The sequence below is a fragment of the Aquimarina sp. Aq78 genome, assembly GCF_900299525.1.
GTDB lineage: Bacteria > Bacteroidota > Bacteroidia > Flavobacteriales > Flavobacteriaceae > Aquimarina.
Genome location: NZ_OMKA01000029.1, coordinates 759,886 through 784,928, shown reverse-complemented (window position 1 = coordinate 784,928; position 25,043 = coordinate 759,886). Strand labels below are relative to the sequence as shown.

Sequence of the window (25,043 nt, the reverse complement as noted above, 5' to 3'; positions counted from 1 at the left end):
CAAACATAATGGCAAATACAGTTAAAGCAGCTCATCAGAAAGAGCTTTTTGGGCATCCGGTGGGATTATACATTTTATTTTTTACAGAAATGTGGGAACGCTTTTCATACTATGGTATGAGAGCAATTTTTGTGTTATATCTAACAGCTAAAACCGTGGATGAAAATGCAGGTTTAGGCTGGTCATCTGGAGAAGCTTTAGCACTGTATGGATGGTATACGATGTTGGTTTATGTAGCATCAATTCCTGGTGGGTGGATTGCAGATAAATTTCTGGGACAAAAAAAATCAGTTTTAGTCGGAGGGATTTTATTGGTTGCCGGACACAGTATTTTGGCTGTTGAAGAAATGTGGGCATGGTATTCTGGTCTTGGCTTAATCATAGCAGGAGTAGGAATGCTAAAACCTAATATTTCGACTATGGTAGGAGGTTTGTATAAACAAGGAGATATACGAAGAGATAAAGGATTTACTATTTTTTATATCGGAATTAATGTTGGTGCATTTTTATCAAGTTTAATAGTAGGGTATGTAGGAGAAGTACATGGATGGCATTACGGTTTTGGTCTTGCAGGAATAGGAATGGCATTGGGGTTATTACAATACCTATTAGGTCAAAAGTACCTTGCGGGAGTAGGTAACTTTTTAGGAGCTTCTGAAAAAGAAGAAGATAAAGAAGCAATGAAAAAACCATTAACTAAGATCGAAAAAGATAGGATTGTTGTCTTGTTTATTTCATTTCTTTTAGTGATCGTTTTTTGGGGAGCTTTTGAGCAAGCAGGAGGATTAATGAATATCTACGCCAAAGAAAAAACAAATAGAATGCTAATGGGGTGGGAAGTTCCTGCTTCATGGTTTCAATCTCTAAATGCCATGTTTATAATTTTCTTAGGAACTACTATAGCTTGGTACTGGGCGAATAGAAAACTAAAAGGAAAAGTTTCGAGTTCTTTATTTAAGATGATTCTCGGACTTATTATTATGGGAACTGGATTCTTTTTCATGACAGCTGCGTCTATGGAGTTTAACTCTGATGGATCTTCTGCAATGTATTGGTTAGTATTAGCATATTTGTTTCATACTATTGGAGAACTATGTATATCGCCTGTGGCATTGTCGTTTATTACAAAATTGGCTCCGGTTAAATATGGAGCATTAATGATGGGGGTATATTTTGCAATGACTGGTTTCGGAAATAAACTGGCTGGTTTATTAGGAGAATCTGCAGAAAACCTTGGAGAGTTTACCATCTTTACAGGAATAGCCGTTTTTTGTGTGATCTTTGGATTACTCGTTATGCTTTTTAGAAAAAAATTAGAAGTTCTAACACATGGTGTTGAAGATAGAGAAGGAACTTTACATGAAGAAGCTGAAGGTTTTGAATTAGCAGATAACTCATAAAATAATATTATGACGGTTCAAGACGATTCAAATGACTTTAGTCTATTAGGTCATAAACCCGCATTATATGTATTGTTCTTCACAGAAATGTGGGAACGCTTTTCGTACTACGGAATGCGCGCAATTTTTGTGTTATTTTTAACCTCTACTTTTGCAGATGGAGGTTGGGAATGGTCTAATGAAAGAGCACTTGCTCTTTTAGGAACATATACTTCTTTAGTTTATGTAACCCCCGTTATAGGAGGGTGGATTGCCGATAAATTTACAGGATATCAAAAAGCAGTTGCACTAGGTGCTCTGATAATGACGCTAGGGCATGCTGCAATGGCATTAGAAACAGAGACTACACTGTATATAGGTGTAGGGCTTTTGATCATAGGTAGTGGCTTATTTAAGCCCAATATTACATCTATGGTTAGTGGCCTCTATGATAAGTTTCCCGAAAGGAAAGATGGGGCGTTTACCATTTTCTACATGGGTGTAAACTCTGGTGGATTTATTGGTGTTTTACTTTGTGGTTTCTTAGGTGAGAATTTGAGCTGGGCCTGGGGGTTTGGTTTAGCGGGTATTTTTATGATGCTCGGGATGTTACAATTCTGGTTTGGTAGAAGTATTTTTGAGAATGTAGGAGTAGAACCATCCAAAAAAATAGATTTATCAGATGCTATTGAAAATATGCCAGATGAAGTTGAAGAAAAAGTGCCTGCTCATGTACAAAGAGATCGTTACATTGTTGTAGGGGTCTTAGCATTTTTTGTAGTATTCTTCTGGGCATCTTTTGAACAAGCCAGTGGATCTATGACTATTTTTGCAAATAACTTTACGCAACGTGTATTAAGTGGAAGTTCTGCATCAATATTTAAAATAGTAGATACATTAATAACGATTGTGCCTTTAGGAGTTATCACCTGGGTTTTATTTAAACTGTTTGCACAAACGTTTAAAAAAATATCATTGTCCAATATTGTTTTAGGGGTAAGCTTCTTAAGTGTATGGGCAATTGCATTATGGAAACTTTCTGTAATTCTTCCACAGGAAACAACTGAAATTCCTGCATCCTGGTTTCTGATTTTGAACTCATTATTTATCATTACTCTAGCACCCTTATTTTCTAAAGTATGGGAAAGTAAGTATAACCCTTCTGCCACTGTGAAATTTGGACTAGGAATGATATTATTAGGTGTAGGGTTCGGAATGCTAGCATGGGGTTCTGCATCGATTCCTCAAGGAGCAAAAACTGCATCCGTTAGTTTAGTATGGTTGGTTGTGGCTTACTTACTGCATACTATGGGAGAATTATGTTTATCTCCGGTAGGATTATCCTATGTTTCAAAATTAGTACCAGCAAAAAAAATAGGAATAATGTTTGGTCTATGGTACCTGGCTATTGCTATTGGTAATAAATTAGCTGGTTTTGTAGGAAGTTATATTGATGTAATTGTTAATAACTACTCAATGTCAGCTTTCTTTTTGATCTTTACTATAGTTCCGATATCTGTTGGAGTAATATTAATTTTAATTACTTCAAAAATGAAGAAAATGATGCATGGAGTGCATTAGTGTGTAATAAAATATATAACTTTACTTGCTTCCCAAAGGCAAATGAATTTTTAAATAAGGAATGATTTTTGTTTCCGACTAGTTATAAAAATTTTGGATTTATGAAAAACCTACTTTTTATTTTTGGATTTCTATTATGCTGTTATACTCAAGCACAAGAAATCAAATGGATGTCTATGAATGACGCTTTAGAGGCTCAGAAAAAAGAACCTAAAAAGATTTTTATGGATGTATATACAGATTGGTGTGGGCCTTGTAAGCTTCTGGATAAAAGAACTTTTCATAATAAAGATGTAGTTTCTTATGTAAATAAGAACTACTATGCAGTAAAGTTTAATGCAGAAGGAACAGAAGAAATAAAATACAATGATTTTACCTATACCAATCCAAATTATAATCCGGATAGGAAAGGAAGAAATAGTCAACATTTTTTTGCAAATGCGCTTAAAATAACTGGATATCCAAGTATGGTATTTTTTGATGAAAAAGGAAATCTTATTGCTCCTGTTGTGGGGTATAAAACACCACAACAATTAGAGATATACCTTAAGATGATCAATAATAATGATTATAAAAGGCTAACTAGTGCAGATGCATGGCAGAAATATGAACAGTCCTTTGTAAGTACTTTCGAAAATTAATATAGATTACTATACTTTTTGAAGCCTCCTTTTTGATCAGGTGATCAAAAAGGAGGCTTTTTTATAAATGTAATGAACTATATAAAATACTCTTATTTGTGGATTTGTGTATTTTGTCTTGTTTTTTAGTGTTTTTATCGTAAATTGACCGCAATAACGTTCAAATAGAATGTTTTTTTGTTTTTGTGAGAGTTTTTTCTTTCAAACTCAAAGATTAAGAATGATTTTGAGATTAAGTTTGTATGTAACTATCTTTTGTACTCATAGAATTAAGTCAATTCAAAGTGCTTTAGTATTAGCCCTAAAAAGGAGGTAGTGCAATTAATTGAAGATCTATTCGTTAGTTAATAATAAACCTAAAATAATACCCAAATCTGATTCAAGAAATGAAAATAAAACTAATCTAGCTTAATTCAATTTTGATACCTACTCTACAGATTGTAATTGCTTTTTTGATTTTATTTATTCTTTTTTGAATTGTAAACCTACTTATGAAAAAAATACTAGTCATAGCTGTCCCATCTATGTTGTTTATTGCGTTACTTTTTTCTTTTGTTTCCGCCAAGCAACCAGAATTATCTCAAGAACCCCAGGCTATTCAAATATCGCAACCCACAGAAGTTTATTTTCCGAATTCACATAAAGAACGATTGGCTGATTCTATTCAGGCGTATTTTAACAAAGCTATAAATCAGAATCAAATTGTAGGAGCAGCAGTGGCTATTGTAAAATGTGATTCTATTATTTATGTAGATGGTTATGGTAAAAGGAATATAGCTTTAAAAGATAAAATTAATGAAGAAACAATCTTTAGAATCGGTTCGGTTTCTAAAGGTTTTGCAGGAATACTTACGGGAATTCATGTAGAAGAGGGTTTATTAAATTGGGAAGATAAAATTGTGGATTATGTTCCTGATTTTCAACTTTCTAGTAAAGATCGGACTAGAAAGGTGACCTTATCTCATGTGTTATCACATACTACAGGTTTACCATATCATAGCTTTACTAATCTTGTAGAAGATGGAATATCTATAACAAGAATTGCGAGCAAATTTAAAGAGGTACGTACTATCGAACAACCAGGTAATATCTATAGCTATCAAAATGCTGTTTTTGCGTTAAGTGGTAAGGTAATAGAGCAAGTTACAGGTCAGTCTTTAAGAGAAGTTATTCAAAATAAGATTTTTAAACCTCTACAAATGACTACTGCTTCGGCAAGTTATGAAGCTCTTAAAGAATCTGATAATGTAGCACAACCACATCAGCGTATTCGACATGGGTGGCGTCCTAAACGCATTAATAAAAAGTATTATAACAATGCTATAGCTGCAGGAGGAATTAATGCAAGTATAACCGATATGGGTAAGTGGATGAAATTTTTGCTCGGGAATAATCCAGAAGTTATGATGCCTAATACAATGCGCACAGTATTTAGTCCAAAAATACAAGTAGGAGGAAGAAGACAATATTATCAGAAGTGGCCTGGATATTCAAAATCTTTCTATGGTTTAGGATGGCGTGTACATTCTTTTGTAGATGCTAATACCAAAGAGTCAAGTACTATTGTGCATCATGGAGGAAGTGTTAATAACTATAGAAGTGAGATTGCAATTTATCCTAACGAAGATCTGGGAATTTGCGTGCTATTTAACAGTCAAAATAAAATGGCCAAGAATTGTATACCTACAATTTATAAAATGATACAAGAGATAATGACTACTCAGAACGATCAATTGCTAAAAGAATCTTTAGTGTTGCTATAAAGTTTTTAAAAGTTTATTTTAATATAAAGGCTCCCTTTTTGTCTGTACGATGAAAAGGGATTTCTTGTTTTATACAACTAATTTCCCACTGATCAATATAACTTTTGTAATTGCTCGCATCTGCAATGATTTGTTTTGGATGTAAACTATCAATTACTCTGTCCAGATGAATTTTTGGAGAATCTGATAATATAATAATATCAGGTTGAAAGCTTTTGATATGATAGATTGAAGTGCAGTCAATAACCATAATAGTTTGTTTTTTATATTGGTAAATGTTTTTTATTCGCATAATGGTATCCAAAGTAGCCTGATTTTTGGTGAGATAGTTGCTGAATAAGAAATGTTGTGTTTTTACAGCAATAGTATCTTTACTGTAGATTCTCAACTGCTCGTTTTCTAAGATACCCAAAGTAGTGTTACGCTGGTTATGAAATACAATTAATTCTTCCAGATTTGATGTCGTATGCTTTTCGTAGATCAAAACTGAGAGTAGTATAATTATGGACATCCCTAACCAATAAAGTTTTCTTCTTTCATATTTTTTAAATAGCATGATTGAAAGAATAATAATCAAGTATAAGATAATGGCTATACTGGCCGAGAAAGGAATATTCTTAATAACAAAACTTTCTTGATCAGCTATCCATGCAATAATAATATTCATAATATCAATACAATTACCAAATAAAGCTGCTATAGACTCAGGAAGAATATTTAGATAAGCGAGCAGAATAACCAAAATCCCAAACCCAAGAATGCCTCCCAAAAAAGGAAGAATAATAAGATTAGAGATGAAAAATAAAAGCGGAAACTGATGAAAATAAAAAAGAGAAAGAGGTAGTAATCCAAGTTGAGCAGCTATAGTAACTGTAAATGTTTCCCAGAGTTTTTTAGAAAGATAAAACCGAGGCTTGTATATTCTGGATAATAAGGGTTGTATCCATACTATAGCAAAAACTGCTAAATAACTTAATTGAAACCCAACCGAAAACAATAGTAGAGGGTTAAAGCAAATTAATATAAATAGAGAAATAAACAATGAATTATAAATACTTGTTTTGGATCTAATTTGCATTCCTATGGCAAGAAAAGAAAACATAGTGACAGCTCTAAGTACCGATGGGGATAACCCTGCAATAATAGCAAAACACCAAAGCGATAAAATAGTGAGAATTAATTTGATTATTTTCCCATTTTTATGATATCTGTTAAGAGGTTTTAAGAACAAATTTAATAGTAGCAAAATGATTCCGACATGAAGCCCCGATACTGCCAAAATATGAATAGCTCCTGCATCTCGGTAATCATCAAATGTATCTTGGCTTATATCTTGCCTTTGCCCCAAAAGTAAGGCATTGATAATGGATAACTGTGTGGAGTCAAAATCATATTTAGATAATTTTAAGTTACTGGTTTTTCTAATTTGATTCGCTAGGTACCCTAGTGAATATTCAATTTTATGGTTATCAATAAGCTGATTTGGTGATACAATGATCTTATGTGATATGTATTGAATATGTAAATGTTTTGAGTAATCAAATTGGTATGGGTTTAAGGCACGAGGAATAGGTTTTAGCGTTGTGAATGCGGTGTATGTGTTGCCAATATCCAAAATGCTTTGTGAGCTATCTCTTGCTACCTGGAGTAATATTTTACCATGTGCCACTTTACCATCTATAAATTTGGTAGATACAATGTATTTATTATAGTAGGATGAAGGTTTTAATCGTTCTTTAATATGAAATTGAACTCCTATATCATATGGTAATCCTTTTGGATCAATATGATTGCTATAATGATTTGAGTAATTCTTTGGATTGTGGATTTTAACTAAAGCTATTCCGAAAATGATAAAAACAATAATCATTATAACGACAAAAGAATATCCTTTGTTGAACATCTTTTTTGATTGTTTCCATGAAACACCAAGTATACAGATAGAGATTAAGAAAGTTAATATTACAATTTTAGGAACAATAGTCAAATGATACCCTATAAGTATACCGAGTAGAGTCGAAATAGTGATGACTATAAAAGGAATATTAATGAGTTTCACATTAGAGACTTACGTAAAGAGTTATTTTGAGTATTCATTAATTGCTCAAAAATGTTCATAGTACAATGATAGGGGATCCCAGTTTCATTTTTCGGAACTGGGATTATTAAGGAAGTAGGAGCAACCTTGTTTAAGAATTTATAAGAGGATATATTATTTGACTGGTAAAATAGAAATGTAAATACGTTGATTATAAAACTCTTCTGGCACCAGCAAAGCACTTGTTCCAATACTTCTCATCAAGACTAGATATAATAACCCCTCTTGATGTAGATGCATGTATGAACTTAATGACTCCTTTGGTTTCAACGACAAGCCCTACATGAGAAATAACATTTTTTCTTTTATTGGTCTTAAAAAAAAGTAAATCACCAACGATTACCTTTTTTAATGATATGGCTTTACCTTGGGTAGCCATAGTTCTGGAAGTTCTCGGAAGGACAATATTCTCTTTCTTAAATGAAGTATATACCAAGCCAGAACAATCCATTCCTTTTCTTGTAGTACCACCAAATTTGTACCGGGTACCACCAAAAGTTTTAGCATAACTCACAATGCTTTTAATTTTTTTAGAGTTAGGACTTCTAGTTGTTTTGACCTTAGTGCTAGTTCTATTTTTTGAAGATATAACCGCTTTGTTTTTAGAAGAGCTCCCGCAGGAAGTTAAAACTATAGCTATAGTAATTAAAAGATAAAAGATTATTCTTTTCATTAGACTTGGGTTTGTAACAAAAGTACACGTTTTTGCTTAAAATTTTAAAGAGTTTAAGATTGTTTAAGAAGCTTTCAATTTTTATTATTGCCATAAATAAATATTTTATACTAGTACAAAATATTTATTTATGCCTTGGAATTACGGGTTTTGCGGTATTTGTCTAAGGTTATAGAGTAAAAGACAATATATTTTAATATCTTATTAGTTAAATACTTATTAATATTCTTCAGATGAAATTGAAGGTGCTCCCATATAGTATGTATTTTTTAATACATTTTGGTATTGCCTCTTTAACAGCACAAGTTGTTGATAAAGAGGTGAGTTCTGATAGTATAAGAGAAGTTTTAGAAGAATCCTCAAAGTCATTTTCAACACAAACAAAGGAAGGGAAAGAAAAGGGCATCTATTTTTTAGAACTCGCAGAAAAATTGATAAAAAAAGTTAATGATCCATTACTTGAAATCCATATTAATAGAGAGAAAATGGATTTTTTTCTCGGCACACGAGATACCATTAGAGTTGAAGAATATTTAGGCAAAAATCTAAAAATCATTAAACAAATAGATAATAAAAGGCAGTTAGGGTTGTATTATGAAGATCTTGGAGTACACAAATCTATGCAAGGAAAAAAAGAAGAAGGGTATCAAGCTTACCTTATTGCAGAACAACTATTAAGGAAATATGGAAAAACTAAAGATGTGATCGATATCAATTACAACCTTAGTTCGCGATATATGAAAGTTAATAGATGGAATGAGGCTATCGAACATGCATTAAAATCGGCAAATGCGATAAGAAAGACTGGAGTTAAGCAAGACAGAAGAAAGAATTTAAACCTGTTTCTGGCAAAAAGTTACATTAATTTAAAAGAATTTGAGAAAGCAGAACGCTATTTTGATACTATTGAAAAGGAAAAATCTACGTATTCTGGAGATTTGTACTTTGAAGGAAGATTATATTCTAATAAGGGATTGTATTATGAGAAGATTGGAGATTATAAAAATGCAGCACTTTTTTATAGTCAATCCTTCAACAATCTTTTAGAGTATCATGGTCAAAGAACAAGAGAAGTAAGCACAACACTTGCACTATCAAATCAATTAAACCTGAAAGAAGAAGAAAATAAGAGGATAAAACTAGAAAACGACTTAAAAGCAGAGCAATTAGGAAATAGAGGTTATATTATCTTGTTAAGTGTAATAATTATTTTGGGATTAATTCTAATGAGTATAATTCAATACAGAATCTCTTTGTATAAAACGAAAATAAATAGATTGCTTCAAAAGAATTATGAAAAATTAGTAGAAGCTAATCAAAAAGTAGATGAAGCATTAGAGGCTAAATCAGAATTTTTGGATTCGGTAACTCACGAACTTCTCACTCCGTTAAATACAATAAAAGGAACAACATTTTTATTGCAAAAAGAAGAATTGACATCTCATCAGGTAAATCAAATTAAGTTAATCAATTTATCTAGTGATTATTTATTGAATTTGATTGCCGATGTAATTCACCTAAATGATCTTGAAAAAGGAAAACTAGAACTAAAAAATGAGAAATTTGACCTAAGAGAATTATTGAATAATTTGATAGATTCTTCTGTGTTAATGAAGGATAATAACAATAAGATTCATAGAAAAATAGATAGTGATATCCCTGGTCATCTAAAAGGGGATGTCCTCAGGGTTTCTCAAATCTTCTTGAATATATTGGATAATGCTTTAAAGTTTACAAGAAATGGTGCTATTTATATTGAAGCTTCACTGGTTTCGAAAATAGATAATAAAGCAGAAATAGAGTTTTCTGTCCGAGATACTGGTATAGGTATGTCTGAAAAACAAATTAGCAAAGCTTTTGAAGCTTTCCATCAAGGATCAGTCAAAATCAATAGAAAATATGGAGGTACCGGGCTAGGGTTGTCGATCGTAAAAAAAATACTAAAATTACAAGGAAGCGATATAGTTTTAAAATCCAAACCGGGAAAAGGGACTTTGGTTTTATTTACGATGAAATTTGATATTCCTGAACAGTTAATAGAAAAAAATACGTTCTCGGGAAATGGTTATGACGAATCCCTAGAGGGTATTAATGTCTTGTTAGTTGAAGATAACAAGGTGAATCAATTAATTACAGAAAAAATAATTTCAAATTATGGTTTTTACTGTGACTCTGCTAATGATGGAAAAGAAGCAGTAGATATGGTCAAGAAGAATAAATATTCTATGATCTTGATGGATATAATGATGCCAAAAATGGATGGCTTTGAAGCAACAAAATATATAAAGCAATTTGATAAAGGAATACCAATAGTTGCATTAACGGCAATATCCGAGAAGTTAAACAGAGAAAAATTTAACGAAGTAGGAATATACACTGTTCTTAACAAGCCAGTAGATCCAGAATTACTTTACGAAACCATTATGGTGTGTTGTGATAAATAGAAAATCAGTTTTTTATAGACTCCACAATTAATTTTGCGGTTTTATCATTGGCTCCTCTACCACCCAGTTTTTTTTCGAGATCATAATAATCCAAAAACATAACGGCTCTTTTATAATCGTCAATTATTATAGTAAGTTCTTCCTTGAGTCTTTTAGGATTAAATTCATTCTGTATTAATTCGGTTACAACTGGTTTATCCATAATTAGATTTACCAAAGAAATATAGTCAAGACTAATAACTCGTTTTGCAATTTGATAAGAAATATAGCTTCCTTTATAGCATACAACTTCTGGTACTTTAAACAAGGCGGTTTCTAGAGTTGCAGTACCCGAAGTTACTAAGGCAGCATTACTAAGACTTAATAAGTCATATGTTCGATTCATAATTAAGTGAACTCCTTGTTTTTTAATAAAAGGAGCATAAAAAGAAGTTTCCTGGCTTGGTGCACCTGCAATGACAAACTGATAATTAGGGAAATCATCTACAACAGTAAGCATAACCTCAAGCATTTTACGAATTTCTTGTTTTCTGCTTCCAGGAAGTATGGCAATAATAGGGCGATCGTCCAAATTATGTTCAGCCTTAAAATTTTCGGGCATAATTTGCTTATGATCTGCAATAGCATCAATTAATGGATGCCCTACAAATTGAACCGGAAATTCATGTTTATCCTCATAAAAAGATTTTTCAAACGGTAGAATTACATACATCATATCAACACATCGCTTGATAGATTTTATTCTCCCTTCTTTCCATGCCCATATCTGAGGAGAAATATAGTAATGTGTCCTGAATCCTTTTTCTTTTGCCCATTCTGCAATACGCAAATTAAATCCCGGATAATCTATAAAAACAATCGCATCTGGCTGAAAACTTGTAATATCTCGTTTACAAAGTTTTAGATTTCTAAGAATGGTAAACAAATTTAATAAAACTTCTATAAACCCCATAAATGCTAAATCTTTATAGTGTTTAACCATCGAGCCACCAACAGCCTGCATAAGATCTCCACCCCAGAATCTGAATTCTGCTTGAGGATCCTCTTTAAGAATTGATTTCATAAGATTTGCACCGTGCAAATCCCCAGATGCTTCTCCCGCGATGAGGTAGTATTTCATGTGTTTATATTTACTATTTTTCAAAAGTCACATGCTGTTCGCTATTAATCATTCCTTTGGAGTGATAAAGCTTTTAGCATGCTCGTTTCATGTTTTTTAATTTTCTTAAGGGCAGATAAAATATCGAACAACTACAAATTTAACGTTTCCGAAGTATCGAAAACTAACATTTATTTTACCGATTTTATCTAAAAAATATGATATTATGTTTTTAAGATCATCCAAATTTACTAATTGCAATACAAATAGCCGCAATAAGCGTAGCAAGAAGCACGCCACGAGCTCGATATATATTATTTTTTCTTAAAAAAAGAAAGAAAACAATTAGATTAGGCATCGCTCCTAAAGCAATTAAGCTTCCTAAAGAGTCATTCTCTGCAGAAGCTTTTACCATTTCAGTAAATGATAATCCCTGAGAGCTTAGTGCAGAAAAAATAAATACGCATAAGATAAATCCTATAGCATTCACAAATAAGCCGATTGTAAAACCAATAAAAATCTCTTTTTTAATCATGTAAAGACCAGTTGTTTAGTTCTTGTATAAAGTGATGAGCAGTAAGATCAAATTGAGTAGGTACTATAGAGATGTAGCCGTGATGTAGTGCCCATTCATCAGTATCTTCACCCTTATCCTCGTTAATAAATTCACCAGAAAGCCAGTAATATTCTCGCCCCATAGGGTTTATTCTCTTGTCAAACTCTTCTACCCAATGGGCATTCGCCTGGCGACATATTTTTACACCTTTTATGTCTTCTTCGATTAATTTTGGAATATTCACATTAAGAACTACTCCTTTTGGTAACCCGTTTTTGAGGACATTTTCTACAATAATTTTCACATATTTCTTCGAAGGCTCAAAATTTGCATCCATACTATAATCAAGTAATGAAAACCCAATAGCAGGAATTCCTTCAATGCCTGCTTCGACGGCGGCACTCATTGTACCCGAGTAGATTACATTAATTGCTGAGTTTGAGCCATGGTTAATCCCACTTACGCATAAATCAGGTTTCCTGTCAAGGATTTCACGAGATGCCATTTTTACGCAATCTACAGGAGTACCCGAACAACTATATTCTTTTTGTGGAGCATTTTTATTAATAACAACAGGATCACAATAGAGAGTGCTATTAATTGTTATAGCGTGACCCATTCCGCTTTGCGGACTATCTGGGGCAACTACCACAACATCACCAATTTCATTCATAACATCTATAAGTGCACGTATTCCAGGGGCAGTAACCCCATCATCATTAGTGACTAAAATTAGTGGTCTTTTTTGCGGCATAGCTTAAAATTTTACGACTGTAAAAATACACTTTTTTTATACGAAATAAGAATTCCTAAAAAGTCATTATCTACTAAAAGAGTAATGATAAATATTTCATTAAAAAATTATAAAACTATAAATATGAACAGATGGAATTTTACAAGAATAAAGAGTAAGAAATAATATTAGCTCATTTAAGAAAAATTTAGTATTATTACGTGTTATTGGCACGATTTTTAATGTATTTTGCCTTGAATCCCTAAATTAAATGAGCGTATGAAAAAGAGTTTTTTGATTTTGATGCTTACCGTGATCGTTTCGGCAGCTTCTTGCAGTTTTACCACAAAGGTTGAAAATGATCCTGATAAAGATAAATTGCTAATTGATTTAATAAGTTATGTCTTAGGTAAAGGGCATTATGATGCAAAGGATATAAATGATGATTTTTCTAAGGAAGTTTTCTCTGATTATGTTGATGCCTTAGATCCTCTGAAACGATATTTTTATAAAAGTGATATTGAAGAATTTAAGAAGTTTGAAAAACTGATTGATGACGAAATCAGAAATAAAGAAATTACTTTCTTTAATCTAACTTATGATCGTTTGCAACAGCGAATGGCAGAGGCTAGAACGTTACATAAAGAAATTTTGGAACAACCTTTTAACTTTGAGAAAGACGAAAGTATCGATACAAATTATGAAAACTTACCTTATGTAGAGAGTAAAAGTCAAATGAAAGATCGTTGGAGATTGCAACTTAAATTTAATGCATTATCTAGCTATTATGATAAAGTTGAAGAGCAAATAGATTCTGTTACCAAAAACAGTAATTATAGCCGTAAAACTTCGATTGTTTTAGAAAAAGAATCTCGTGAAATCACAAAAACTTCACTAAAAGAATATTTTGAATTTGCTGATGATTTAGAACGAAAAGACTGGTTTTCGATATATATCAATTCTATTGTAGAAGAATTTGATCCTCATACCTATTATTTTGCACCTCAGGATAAAGATAGATTTGATATTGCAATGTCGGGAAAGTTAGAGGGAATCGGAGCCAGATTGCAAAAGAAAAATGATAATGTAAAAATAATAGAAATCATTTCTGGAGGTCCTGCATGGAGAGGTAATGAAGTTGAAGTTGGAGATCTTATCATGAAAGTAAAGCAGGAAGATGAAGAAGAGCCTGTTAGCATTGTTGGAATGCGTCTTGATGATGCTGTAAGTTTAATTAAGGGCCCAAAGGGCACAAAAGTAATGCTAACAGTAAAAAAGGTTGATGGTACTATAAAGATTATAGAAATTGTTAGAGATGTTGTAGAGCTCGAAGAGACTTATGCAAAATCATCTACAGTTAAAAAGAATGATAAAACATTTGGGATTGTTAATTTACCAAAGTTTTATTTTAATATGCAAGATTATAATCAACGCAATGCTGCCAAAGATGTAAAACAAGAAATTATCCGTCTTAAAGAACAAGATATGGATGGTCTGGTAATTGACTTACGAGATAATGGTGGAGGTTCTTTACAAACTGTAGTAGATATTGCAGGATTATTTATTGAAAAAGGTCCAATAGTACAAGTTAGAACAAAAGGAGAATCTCCAGAGGTTTTAAGTGATAAGGACAGAAATATACTTTGGGATGGTCCATTAGTTATTTTGGTAAATGAATTATCTGCTTCTGCTTCAGAAATATTGGCTGCGGCTATGCAAGACTATAAAAGAGCAATCATTATAGGGAGTAAACAAACGTATGGTAAAGGAACTGTTCAAAACGTAATGGATCTTAATAGATGGATGCGCAGTAATGATTTTGGAGATCTGGGAGCCTTAAAGCTTACTACTCAAAAGTTTTATAGAGTTAATGGAGGTTCTACACAGTTAGAAGGAGTAAAAAGTGATGTTGTAGTTCCAGATCGTTATAGTTATATTGATATTGGTGAAAAAGATCAGGAAAACCCACTACCATGGGATAAAATAGCTGCTGCTGATTATGATCTTTGGGATGGCTATATCGATTTTGATCAAACAATCAATAATAGTAAAGAAAGAATGTCTAAAAATGATCAATTAAAATTAATTGAAGAAAATGCAAAGTGGGTTAGACAAAAAAGAGATATAAACAAATATTCTTTACAGTTTAGTAAGTATAAGTTAAATATTGCACTTAACGAGAAACAAGCAGAGCGTTTTGATGCGATTAGTGATTATAAGACCAATTTAACTTTTCAATCTTTACCTTATGAAAAAGAATTGATGAAAAAGGATTCGATTCTATCAGAGAAAAGAAAAAGATGGCATAAAAGCCTTAGTAAAGATGTTTATGTAGAAGAGGCGATTAGTGTTCTTGAAGATTTAAAAATCAATAACATTCGAAGATCTAAAAATCCACTTACGGTAAAGAATTAATACATATTAATGCCCAAAGAAAAATCAAACTCTTTAAGTATACTGGCGCTCCAAAAATTCAAAAAGAATTTTTGGGGCGTCTTGAGTTTTTATTTTATTGTTCTTTGTGCAATTATAGCGGTTTTTGCTTATGTATTGGCTCCTGATAATTCTCAGAATGCAAATCAGATGCATTTATCGATTCATTCTAAACCTCCTGGGTTTGAAGTTAAAATGCTCACTATTCCTTCCCAAGACGTGTCTGATCAATCCTTTTTAAGTAAAATCTTTTTTGGAGAGAAAAATACAGATACAGAAATCCCTATTGATCGATATACCCTACAAAATAATACAATAGAAATTTCTCCTTACAGTGAAGGAGAGGTTATAGAACTGTCAAAAGAAATCAAGTTTGAACGTTTCCCTAAAGGGTTAACATCACAAGAAATAACCGATACCTATATAAAAACACAAACCTTTATTTTAGGTACCGATAAATACGGAAGAGACTTGTTAAGTAGAATGCTGGTCGGTATTAGGATTTCATTTTCTATAGGCTTTGTGGCTGTGTTAATTTCTCTAATTCTGGGGATATCATTAGGGGCTATCGCTGGATATTATGGAGGTAAAGTAGATACCATGATCATGTGGTTAATAAATGTTACCTGGTCTATACCTACTTTATTATTAGTTATTGCCATTACTTTGGCCTTAGGAAAGGGTTTTTGGCAGGTTTTTATTGCCGTTGGGTTAACAATGTGGGTAGAAGTAGCTCGTGTGGTTAGAGGGCAGGTATTAAGTGTAAAACAGATGCAATACGTGACTGCTGCAAAATCATTAGGTTTTACCAACTTTAGAATTATTACAAAACATATACTACCTAATAGTTTAGCACCAGTAATTGTGATTTCTGCAGCAAATTTTGCAGGAGCTATACTTATCGAAAGCGGTTTGAGTTTTCTAGGAATAGGAGCGCAACCGCCAATGCCAAGCTGGGGAGCGATGATCAAAGATCATTATTCTTATATTATCTTAGGTAAAGCATATCTTGCAATTATCCCTGGATTAGGGATTATGAGTCTGGTAATGGCATTTATGCTAATAGGAAATGCACTTCGAGATGCATTAGACGTGAAAGGGTAGAAAATAAAAACCGTGTTGAGCATTATATACTCAACACGATTTACTGCTTTTAATTTTGATTTCCGTTTTTTTTTAGAAACAAGGTGGTCCTTGCACCCATGTAGTTCCGTTATGATAACAGCAACTTAAGGCAGGGTTGCAACCTTTTCTCTTAAAAATTAGAGGAGTTATTCCTCCTGCTATGTCTTTTTGTTGTTCTTTAGAAAGATGTTTAGCATCTTTCAATTTTGAAATCTGATTCATATCAATAGGTTTTAAGGTTAAAGATTTTTTTGTTATTCAGTTTCAAGAGGTTCCTGAACCTCAGAAATGGTATCTTCTTGATTTTCTGTCATCATACTCATAAAGTAGAAAAACTCACTATAATTATACTTTTTAGGATATAACGTAGTATTAATAAGTGATGCAGGAGTATAATAGAGATCATTTTTTCGCGCCCATTCAGATTGTTTTTTCAAAACTTCAAGATGGTTTTGGTTATCTTGAGGGATACCATATTCTTTTATCCATTTACTATGAGTTCTGTCTGCAAACCACTTGTTGTAGGCAACAATAAACTCATCTGGCCCCTTACTATAATATATTTCTAAAAGAATAAGAGCTATTTGTGTGGCTTTATCACTAGTATCATCTGTTTTGACGTTTAAACGAATACTAATTTGAAGTTTATCCCCCATAGCTTTTAAAACACGTGTGTAGGCCTCAAAAGCGTCTTTGCAATACCCGCACATAGGATTGGTAAGACTAATAATTTTAAAACTTGCATTAGGGTTACCTAAAATAATTTCATTTGGGATTGTCGAATTATCTTCAATTTTTTCTGAAATACTAAGCAAATGATTATAAATCTGCCCATCTCTTTTGAAATGATTTAGCTTAAAGTTATCTGCTTTAAATTTTTTATTTTCTTTTACTTTTTCTTTGGTGTATAAATAGGCTAAAGCAAATAAAGACGAGAGCATTATAAAACTTACAACAGCCGAAATATCAATATTAAATGGAATATTAAGTATAGCTATGATTGCTAATCCAATAGATATAGAACCCATCGTCAAACATACAGCGCACCACTTTTTTACAATTAATGCTTGAGAATAAATAGAATATAAGATAAAAGGAATGCCTATTAATGAAGGGACTAATAATATACTATTGAAACCATAAAGTATTTGATATAATGAAATAGAACCAAAGAAAACTATCCCTGCATCGGCTAAAGAAAAATTCTTAAAAAGTTTACCACTATTATTGTTTATAACCTCTCCACAGTTTGTATTTCCGACCGATGTACAAAATTGATGCATAGCCTGTGACTGTATTCCTAAGCTTTCTCGTACAGCAAAGAAACTGAAAACAACTCCTGTAAATGATAACAGTAAAAAGAGAATTTGACTAATATCCCAAGACCTTCCGTAAAAAGCGAGAATTAAACTAACTACCAATCCAACAAATAATAGGTTTTGAATAAGAGATTGATTAGAAATAAGTTTTTGTTTTGCATTATACTCAACAGCAATTACTTTGGGAATCCAGATTTCTTTAAATTCATTAAAAGTGAATTTCTTTTTCTTTAGGCTGGTATGCTTAAGTTCGATACTATCATTTTTTTTGATGACCGTAACGATTTCCTCTGCATTTTCTACCGTTATTAATGAAATAAAACTTTTGGGCAGTTGATCCAAAGCATCCATAGGAATTTCTACAGCAATATTATCGATATCAAAATAATCTAAAGTGTCTGTAATGGATTGAAAACTGGGATAGCTAGGATGTATTTGTAATTGTAGTTCCAAATCCTTTTTGGTATAATTTCCAATCCTGTTTTGGATCAAAACACTTTCCACAATTTTTTCAATAGTATTATTCATGCGTATCGGGCTTAGTATTGTTAGTATACTATGTGGTATTTTGATTCTTAATGACAGAAATACCACAAGTCATTTTACTTCAGAAAATAATTTTCTCTAAAGTAAAGATTTTATTGAGTAAAAAGGAATGCTTTGAACTCAAAAAATATATGGTTAAACCATAGTAAGGCTGTTTTTTTTTGTTAATTTTTTAATGTAAAACATTGATAAATAAAATTTTACATGATATTTTGAATTGGGTCAGTCTAATAATAAAAATATCGTTAATCTTTTATTAAGTTTTAAAAACCAGCTATTCTTATTAGTCATAATAGAGTATTAATGTTGTATAAATCCATATTAAGTAGTTGATTCTTTAAAAGAAAAGATGGGTTTGTGTAAATAGAGATGTGGTATAAGAGGATGAATTTCTAGAAATTCATCCTCTTTTTTCCTAACTAAAAAGTGGCAACTTTTATATATAGTCTACATTGTTTTTTTAGATAGGGTAGCTACATACATTGTCAATACATCTAGCACCTGTACAACAAGATGTGCCATTTTTTCCTTTGCTACATGGAGCACCGCTACAGCCACGTTTTTTTCCTCCGTTAATAGATTGCTGTTCTTTTTTGTTCAATGTTTTACCATTGGTAAGGTTTAAAATGTTTGATAACATAATTAAAATTTAAATGAATTAATGTATTCCCCGAACTTTTATAGACACTCAGGTATGTGTCTCTAAGAGTTTCATTATTTGTTTTAAAGTAATGTGAGGTTTTTAGAGTAATTTGACTGTGGAAAAAGTGTACTATCGTGTTGGTGAAATTAGAATGTTACCAACATTATGTTATCCTGATTCTTTGAAAAGTCAAGAAATCAGGACAATCTTATAAACTAAAACCTAAAGATTTATAATTCTTAAGTCCAATAACCACATACATTATTGCGACAGGTAGTACCTCCACAACAATAGGTATCACCATTTCCATTAATTCTACATGCTCTACCGGCACAGTTAAAGTGCCCTCCGTTAATAGATTGTTGTTCTTTTTTGTTCAATGTTTTGCCATTAGTAAGATTTAAAATGTTTGATAGCATGATTAAATTTTAAGATTAAAATTCCCTGAACTTTTATAGACACTCAGGTATGTGTCTCTAAGAGTTTTCGTTATTTATTTTGAAGTAATGCGAGGCTTTTGAGTAATTTAATTATGATAGTACTGTATTGTTATTTTTCACGAAATTAGGATGCTATCAATGTTACATTGTCCTGATTCTTTTATTTTTCAAGAAATCAGGACAATCTTATAATTTTTATTTTTTTGTTGGTGTACTATTTAAATTCATATGAAAGGATTTTTTGATCTTGTTATATATGTTGTTGGATCACAGATATTAATAAGAATTTTAACAAGACACAGATGTGTTGATATAGAGAATAGTAAAAGAGGGTGAATTTCTAAGAGAATCCATCCTCTTTTTACAAACCAAAAACTAGAGGTTTATGACTCTCTTAGGTCCAATAACCACATAAGTTATTTTGACAAGTAGTACCTCCACAACAAGGTACATTGTTTTTACCACTGCTGCATGGATTACCATTACAGTTATTGGCTCTTCCTCCATTAATAGATTGTTGTTCTTTTTTGTTCAATATTTTGCCATTGGTGAGATTTAAAATGTTTGATAACATAATTAAAGTTTTAAGATTTAATTTCCCGAACTTTTATAGACACTCAGGTATATGTCTCTATGGTTTTACTATTTGTTTTAAGTAACATATAGCTTTCTAACAGTTTTGTAAAACTAGTATGTTATAATTTTTTATGTTTTTGTTGGTGTACTATTTAAATTTATATCAAAGGGTTTTTTGACCTTAGTATATCTCTTGTTGGATCACAAATATTAACAAGACACAGATGTGTTGATATAGAGAATAATAAAAGAGGATGAATTTATAAAAAATCACCCTCTCCTAAATTTCCTCTAACAAGGAGAACTTCATATATAGAGTTGACATATATTTAGTTTGCACTTAAAAAATCTACTACAACAAGCACCATGGCCATCTACCATGCATGGATCACCTTGGCAATTGTCGTTTATTCTTCCTCCGTTAATAGATTGTTGTTCTTTTTTGTTCAATGTTTTACCATTGGTAAGGTTTAAAATGTTTGATAACATAATTAAAGTTTTAAGATTAAAATTCCCTGAACTTTTGCAGGCACTCAAGTATATGCCTTTTAAGATTTTACTATTTAGCTTAAAGTAACTGTATAGCTTTCTAGTATTTTTGTAAAACTAGGATGCTATTGATAGTATACTGTCCCGATTCCTTGATTATTCAAGAAATCAGGACAATCTTATAAAATTTTATAGGATGTTATTTGAGTACACTAATATTAAAAATCAATGGTAATGTTTTGTTATTTTTGCTTCTTCAAAATGATATAAGAATGAAAAGAAAATATGTATACCCATTGTTGATTATTATAGTTACTGTTGGGTTTTATTACTTTGAGGGATATATTGAAAATGGTGGTTTTACAGATGAGAAAACTAAGAATACGACCGATTTTGGTTTTTATTACCTTCCGACATCTACTACAGGAGCTATAGTAGTTCATGATTTTTATTCATTATCATATTCTGAAAAACATGAACAGGCAGAATGGGTAGCATATGAATTAAAAAAAGAACATTTATCTACAAATGAATTTAAACGACCTTTTTTTGAAGAAGATAGAAAAGTAAAATCGTCTTCTGCAGATTGGCGCAATTATAAGAATTCTGGATATGATAGAGGGCATTTATGTCCTGCCGGAGATAGAAGATTTACATACCAAGCTTTTGAAGAGACATTTCTTACTTCGAATGTTACACCTCAAAATCATGAGTTTAATAGTGGTATCTGGAATTATTTGGAGCAAAAAATAAGATATTGGGCCAAAGTATATGATGGAGTATATATAGTGACTGGGGGTATATTATCAGAGAACCTTTCTACAATTGGATATGAACATATCTCTGTGCCTAAGCAATTTTATAAAATTGTATTCAATAATTCGGCTACTGATCCAAAAATGATAGCTTTTTTGATGCCACATAAAGATACTAAAGCACCTTTAAAAAACTTTGTTGTATCTGTAGACGAAATCGAAAAACTAACAGGGATTGATTTTTTTGCAACATTAGAGGATAAAATAGAGAATCAATTAGAAACTTCTTCTGATACAAATGATTGGAAGTTTTAGCTGGATAATACAATTACTAAATTTAATTTATTCTTTTGAAAATGGTTTAGATCCAAATCTTTTTTCATAGAGTTTGGAAAAATAAGAAGGTTTAGTGAATCCTACTGCAAAAGATAATTGCTTTAGAGAATTAACTTGGTTTAATTCTGTCATGACTCTAGCTTTTTGTAATTTTATCTCACTGATGAATTCATTAGGAGTAAGACCAGTAGAAGATTTTATTTTTCTATATAGTGAACTTTTAGAGATAGCAAATTCGGTGACTATATTTTCGATTCCAAATTCTGGTTTATTACATTCAATAGATATAAAGTCCTTTAAAGACATTAAAAAAGCTTCATAATTAGATGTGTGTTTATGTAACTGCCCACTTGATGCAAATTTTTCCTTCTCATTGTTATTTATCAGCGCATTATTAATTCTTATAATGAGTTCATTTTTGTTAAACGGTTTAGTGAGGTAATCATCTATTCCTAACCGCAGGACATTAAGTTTGTCATTAATGTCTCCTCGGGCGGTAAGCATGAGTACTGGTGTTGTTATTTGCTGATTTTTTATTTCTTTAATGAATTGATACCCATCCATATTAGGCATCATATAATCTGTAATGATATAATCAATCTTATGTTGTCTTAAAAGCTCTAAAGCTTCTATTCCATCATGTGCATGATAACAGACATAACCATGAAGTAAATTTTGAATATACTTTCTCATTTCGTCATGATCATCAACAATCAAAATATGATTTTTAGATAGTGATGATATCGCCGAGTTATGAGGCTCAAGGTTTTTAGTAGTTTTTGTCAATGAGATTTCTGTAGTATTAGATACTTCTGTTTCAGTAGTAATTGCGGGCAATACGATTTTAAATTCGCTACCTAGATTTTCCTCACTGTGTACTTTTATGTCTCCTTCATGCATGAGAACAACTTCTTTACTAAATGCGAGACCTATTCCACTTCCTCCTGCTTTATTAATAGAATTAGATGCCTGATAGAAACGATTAAAAATTTTTGAAAGATGCTCTTTTGCAATACCAATACCAGTATCTTTTATGCTAATGACGACATTCTGATTATTCTCAATGAAGAATTGTAAAATTACTTCCCCTCCAGGATCTGTATATTTAAGAGCATTGAGAAGAATATTGTTTAAAGCTCGTTCTAGATAAATTGTGTCAGCATAAATGCTACAGTTTTTAAGGGTATTCTCATAACGAAATATGATTCCTTTTTGTTCAAAAGTAGTTTGAAAAGATAAATGTAAACGTTTTAGAAAATCGTTAAGTATAACCACTTTCTTTTGAAGCAAAAACTCGCTAGTATTCATTTTAGCGAGATCAATCACATCATCTACTATTTTTTTAATGCTTGAAGTTTGTTTTTGTATAACTGTATTGTATTGCTGTACTTCGGGGTTGTAGTTGGTCACAGGATGTTCACTAAGTAATTCACTATTCCCTTGAATTAAAGTAAGTGGTGTACGGATTTCATGCGAAATATTAATAAAGAATTGTGATTGAAAACTATTTAATTTTTCTAATTCTTTGGATTTTTTTTCCAATGACTTCTCATTTTTTTCATTGAGTGTTTTGAAATAATTTACAATAAGAAAAATAATAATAAATAAGTTAATGGCAGTATTAGTTTGGCTGTCGATCATATATTTTTCAGAGATAAAAGACTCAGATATGCGTATAGCATAAAAACCTAATATTGATAATATAAGTCCTGAATAAGTAATAATTCTGCTGTCAAAAAAAAGTAGAGGTAATAATGCTAACACTCCAAAATAATAATCATTATGAACATCAGTTTTGATATAATGTGAAAGAAAAAAGATGAAAATATAAGTAACTACCCATAAAAGAACTCTTGAAAATTGATACCATCTTAATTTTTGCCAAATAAAAATACTGCTTAATAAAAAGACCTCTGCAAGATGAAAAGGAGGTAAAATGTATAGATTTTCTGCATCAATGAATATAACGATGATACCGAGTATGATATGTGAGAGAATACCTAACGAAGTTATTTTGTTTAGCAATACCACTCGTTTACTTTCTTTATCAGATAGGTCATCGTAATTGCCAATAGTAAAGATGTAGTTTAAAAACATATACGTGTCAATGTTTGTCTGGCTACTAAAAGTATAAAATCCATCACTCTTTCTATATAAATCAAGGATTATATCTTACTATAAAACGCTAAAAAGAACTTTATATCCATGTTTGAATCATTAGTGGAGTTTTTTGAACGATCTGTGTAGTTGTTGAATGATTTGTGGATTTCTTTGAGATGTTTATATGGGTGGATAATTAGAGTTTTGTATTCAAATCTTTTAAAGATAAACGTACAAATCAATTAGACACATGAAAAAAAAGATAACAGTATTAATCATATTAGTATCAATGTTAAATGCTTGTAATAATGATGATAATATGGTTGTAGTTCCAGAAACGGTTACAACACCTGATTCAGAGCCTGTGGAAAAAGCCTGGTCAAAAGTAATAATGTCAGGGACTCATTTTTCTCCAAGAACAGGCCATCAAGTAAGTGTTTTTCAAGATAAGTTATGGGTGTTAGGGGGGGATGATGATCAATTAGGAAATCAGGTTTGGTCTAGTATTGATGGAATTAACTGGATAGAAGAAACAACAGAAGATCCCTTTACAAGAAAAGAATATCATCAATCTTTTATATATGAGAATAGATTATGGGTAATAGGTAGTTTTCGTAGTCTGAATTCTAACAAAGCCCCTTGCGTTAGTGATGTCTATTCGAGTATTGATGGGGAAATATGGAAGGAAGAAGTTTTTAATGCCTTTGGTTGTAGAGAAAAACATCAATCCGTATTATTCAAGAATAAGTTGTGGACAATTGGAGGTTATGGTGATGGCTCTGTTAATAGTGGAAGTGCTCAAAATGATATCTGGTCAAGTGATAATGGTTTACACTGGATAGAAGAAACTAGCAATGCGAGCTTTTCACCTAGATACTCACATCAAGTTATTGTATTTAGAGATAAACTTTGGTTGATAGGGGGAACAGACGGTGATTCCTCAAATAATAAAAATGATATCTGGTCAAGTGAAGATGGTATACACTGGATAGAAGAAACTAGCAATGCGAGTTTTTCTCCTAGATTGGCACATCAAGTTATTGTTTTTGAAGATACGTTATGGTTAATAGGTGGTCGAGGAGTATCCGATGTAGGTAAAACACCGTTTAATGATATTTGGTCTAGTAAAGATGGTACAAATTGGGTTCAGGAAAAAGAAGGTTCTTTTTCTCCTAGATCAGGACATCAAGCTATTGTTTTTCAGGATAAACTATGGATCATTGGAGGAACTGATGCATCTGGAGGCTCTAATAATGATATATGGGTACTAGAATAGTATGCGCATAAACCAGTTATTTTCAATATAATTAAATA

The 25,043-nt window shown here is 31.7% G+C and carries 21 protein-coding genes; 9 read left to right on the top strand and 12 right to left on the bottom strand.

Annotated elements, in window-relative coordinates; genetic code table 11:
* The first annotated feature begins 8 nt into the window (after nt 1-8).
* The 4 genes from DG435_RS22750 (at nt 9) to DG435_RS22735 (ending at nt 5,364) form a co-directional block, all read left to right on the top strand.
* A complete protein-coding gene (locus DG435_RS22750; protein ID WP_106794244.1) occupies nt 9-1,400 on the top strand; it encodes a peptide MFS transporter in 1,392 nt (463 codons plus the stop codon).
* 9 nt (nt 1,401-1,409) lie between these two features.
* Nucleotides 1,410-2,960 (top strand): peptide MFS transporter, encoded by a 1,551-nt coding sequence (locus tag DG435_RS22745; protein ID WP_106794243.1) that lies wholly within the window; start codon nt 1,410-1,412, stop codon nt 2,958-2,960.
* A 101-nt stretch (nt 2,961-3,061) separates the two neighbouring features.
* Nucleotides 3,062-3,601 carry a thioredoxin fold domain-containing protein gene (locus DG435_RS22740; RefSeq protein WP_108840673.1) on the top strand — a complete coding sequence of 180 codons (540 nt, stop codon included), beginning with the start codon at nt 3,062-3,064 and terminating at the stop codon, nt 3,599-3,601.
* A 491-nt stretch (nt 3,602-4,092) separates the two neighbouring features.
* Nucleotides 4,093-5,364: a serine hydrolase gene (locus DG435_RS22735; RefSeq protein WP_106791891.1), complete on the top strand. Its 1,272-nt coding sequence runs from the start codon at nt 4,093-4,095 to the stop codon at nt 5,362-5,364.
* A 13-nt stretch (nt 5,365-5,377) separates the two neighbouring features.
* On the opposite strand, the gene DG435_RS22730 is transcribed toward DG435_RS22735, so the two are convergent.
* Both DG435_RS22730 and DG435_RS22725 read right to left on the bottom strand, forming a co-directional pair.
* A complete protein-coding gene (locus tag DG435_RS22730; protein ID WP_106791892.1) occupies nt 5,378-7,423 on the bottom strand; it encodes a ComEC/Rec2 family competence protein in 2,046 nt (681 codons plus the stop codon).
* A gap of 190 nt (nt 7,424-7,613) precedes the next feature.
* A complete protein-coding gene (locus DG435_RS22725; RefSeq protein WP_106791893.1) occupies nt 7,614-8,135 on the bottom strand; it encodes a C40 family peptidase in 522 nt (173 codons plus the stop codon).
* A gap of 233 nt (nt 8,136-8,368) precedes the next feature.
* On the opposite strand from DG435_RS22725, the gene DG435_RS22720 reads away from it, so the two are divergent.
* On the top strand, nt 8,369-10,579 hold the full coding sequence (locus tag DG435_RS22720; protein WP_106791894.1) for a response regulator: 2,211 nt from the start codon (nt 8,369-8,371) through the stop codon (nt 10,577-10,579).
* A 4-nt stretch (nt 10,580-10,583) separates the two neighbouring features.
* Here DG435_RS22720 and lpxB read toward each other — a convergent pair whose 3' ends face one another.
* From lpxB to surE, 3 genes are all read right to left on the bottom strand, one after another.
* Nucleotides 10,584-11,699: a lipid-A-disaccharide synthase gene (gene lpxB / locus DG435_RS22715; protein WP_106791895.1), complete on the bottom strand. Its 1,116-nt coding sequence runs from the start codon at nt 11,697-11,699 to the stop codon at nt 10,584-10,586.
* A gap of 217 nt (nt 11,700-11,916) precedes the next feature.
* On the bottom strand, nt 11,917-12,213 hold the full coding sequence (locus tag DG435_RS22710; RefSeq protein WP_106791896.1) for a hypothetical protein: 297 nt from the start codon (nt 12,211-12,213) through the stop codon (nt 11,917-11,919).
* The gene (surE, locus tag DG435_RS22705; RefSeq protein WP_108840672.1) at nt 12,206-12,988 is read right to left on the bottom strand and encodes a 5'/3'-nucleotidase SurE; all 783 of its coding nucleotides are present in this window, start codon (nt 12,986-12,988) and stop codon (nt 12,206-12,208) included. The genes DG435_RS22710 and surE overlap by 8 nt, the downstream gene beginning before the upstream one ends.
* 258 nt (nt 12,989-13,246) lie before the next feature.
* Between surE and DG435_RS22700 the strand changes: the two genes are divergently transcribed.
* A complete protein-coding gene (locus tag DG435_RS22700) occupies nt 13,247-15,382 on the top strand; it encodes a carboxy terminal-processing peptidase (RefSeq protein ID WP_106791897.1) in 2,136 nt (711 codons plus the stop codon).
* 9 nt (nt 15,383-15,391) lie between these two features.
* On the top strand, nt 15,392-16,504 hold the full coding sequence (locus DG435_RS22695; RefSeq protein ID WP_106791898.1) for an ABC transporter permease: 1,113 nt from the start codon (nt 15,392-15,394) through the stop codon (nt 16,502-16,504).
* Nucleotides 16,505-16,576: 72 nt separating this feature from the next.
* Here the strand turns inward: DG435_RS22695 and DG435_RS25740 are convergent, their stop codons facing one another.
* The 6 genes from DG435_RS25740 to DG435_RS25730 form a co-directional block, all read right to left on the bottom strand.
* Complete coding sequence (locus tag DG435_RS25740; RefSeq protein WP_159025509.1) at nt 16,577-16,747, bottom strand: hypothetical protein; 171 nt, start codon at nt 16,745-16,747, stop codon at nt 16,577-16,579.
* Between the two features lie 32 nt (nt 16,748-16,779).
* Nucleotides 16,780-18,372, bottom strand: coding sequence for a vitamin K epoxide reductase family protein (locus DG435_RS22690; protein ID WP_106791899.1), 1,593 nt, complete (start codon nt 18,370-18,372; stop codon nt 16,780-16,782).
* Between the two features lie 478 nt (nt 18,373-18,850).
* Nucleotides 18,851-19,030: a hypothetical protein gene (locus DG435_RS22685; RefSeq protein ID WP_106791900.1), complete on the bottom strand. Its 180-nt coding sequence runs from the start codon at nt 19,028-19,030 to the stop codon at nt 18,851-18,853.
* 242 nt (nt 19,031-19,272) lie between these two features.
* The gene (locus DG435_RS22680; RefSeq protein WP_106791901.1) at nt 19,273-19,452 is read right to left on the bottom strand and encodes a hypothetical protein; all 180 of its coding nucleotides are present in this window, start codon (nt 19,450-19,452) and stop codon (nt 19,273-19,275) included.
* Nucleotides 19,453-19,867: 415 nt separating this feature from the next.
* Nucleotides 19,868-20,047, bottom strand: coding sequence for a hypothetical protein (locus DG435_RS25735; RefSeq protein ID WP_159025510.1), 180 nt, complete (start codon nt 20,045-20,047; stop codon nt 19,868-19,870).
* Nucleotides 20,048-20,355: 308 nt separating this feature from the next.
* A complete protein-coding gene (locus tag DG435_RS25730; protein ID WP_159025511.1) occupies nt 20,356-20,538 on the bottom strand; it encodes a hypothetical protein in 183 nt (60 codons plus the stop codon).
* A 272-nt stretch (nt 20,539-20,810) separates the two neighbouring features.
* On the opposite strand from DG435_RS25730, the gene DG435_RS22675 reads away from it, so the two are divergent.
* Complete coding sequence (locus tag DG435_RS22675; protein ID WP_106791902.1) at nt 20,811-21,608, top strand: DNA/RNA non-specific endonuclease; 798 nt, start codon at nt 20,811-20,813, stop codon at nt 21,606-21,608.
* A 27-nt stretch (nt 21,609-21,635) separates the two neighbouring features.
* On the opposite strand, the gene DG435_RS22670 is transcribed toward DG435_RS22675, so the two are convergent.
* Nucleotides 21,636-23,726, bottom strand: a complete 2,091-nt coding sequence (locus tag DG435_RS22670; RefSeq protein WP_106791903.1) for a response regulator — start codon at nt 23,724-23,726, stop codon at nt 21,636-21,638.
* A 253-nt stretch (nt 23,727-23,979) separates the two neighbouring features.
* Here DG435_RS22670 and DG435_RS22665 point away from each other — a divergent pair, with 253 nt between their 5' ends.
* Nucleotides 23,980-25,005, top strand: a complete 1,026-nt coding sequence (locus tag DG435_RS22665) for a kelch repeat-containing protein (RefSeq protein WP_106791904.1) — start codon at nt 23,980-23,982, stop codon at nt 25,003-25,005.
* Nucleotides 25,006-25,043 lie beyond the last annotated feature (38 nt).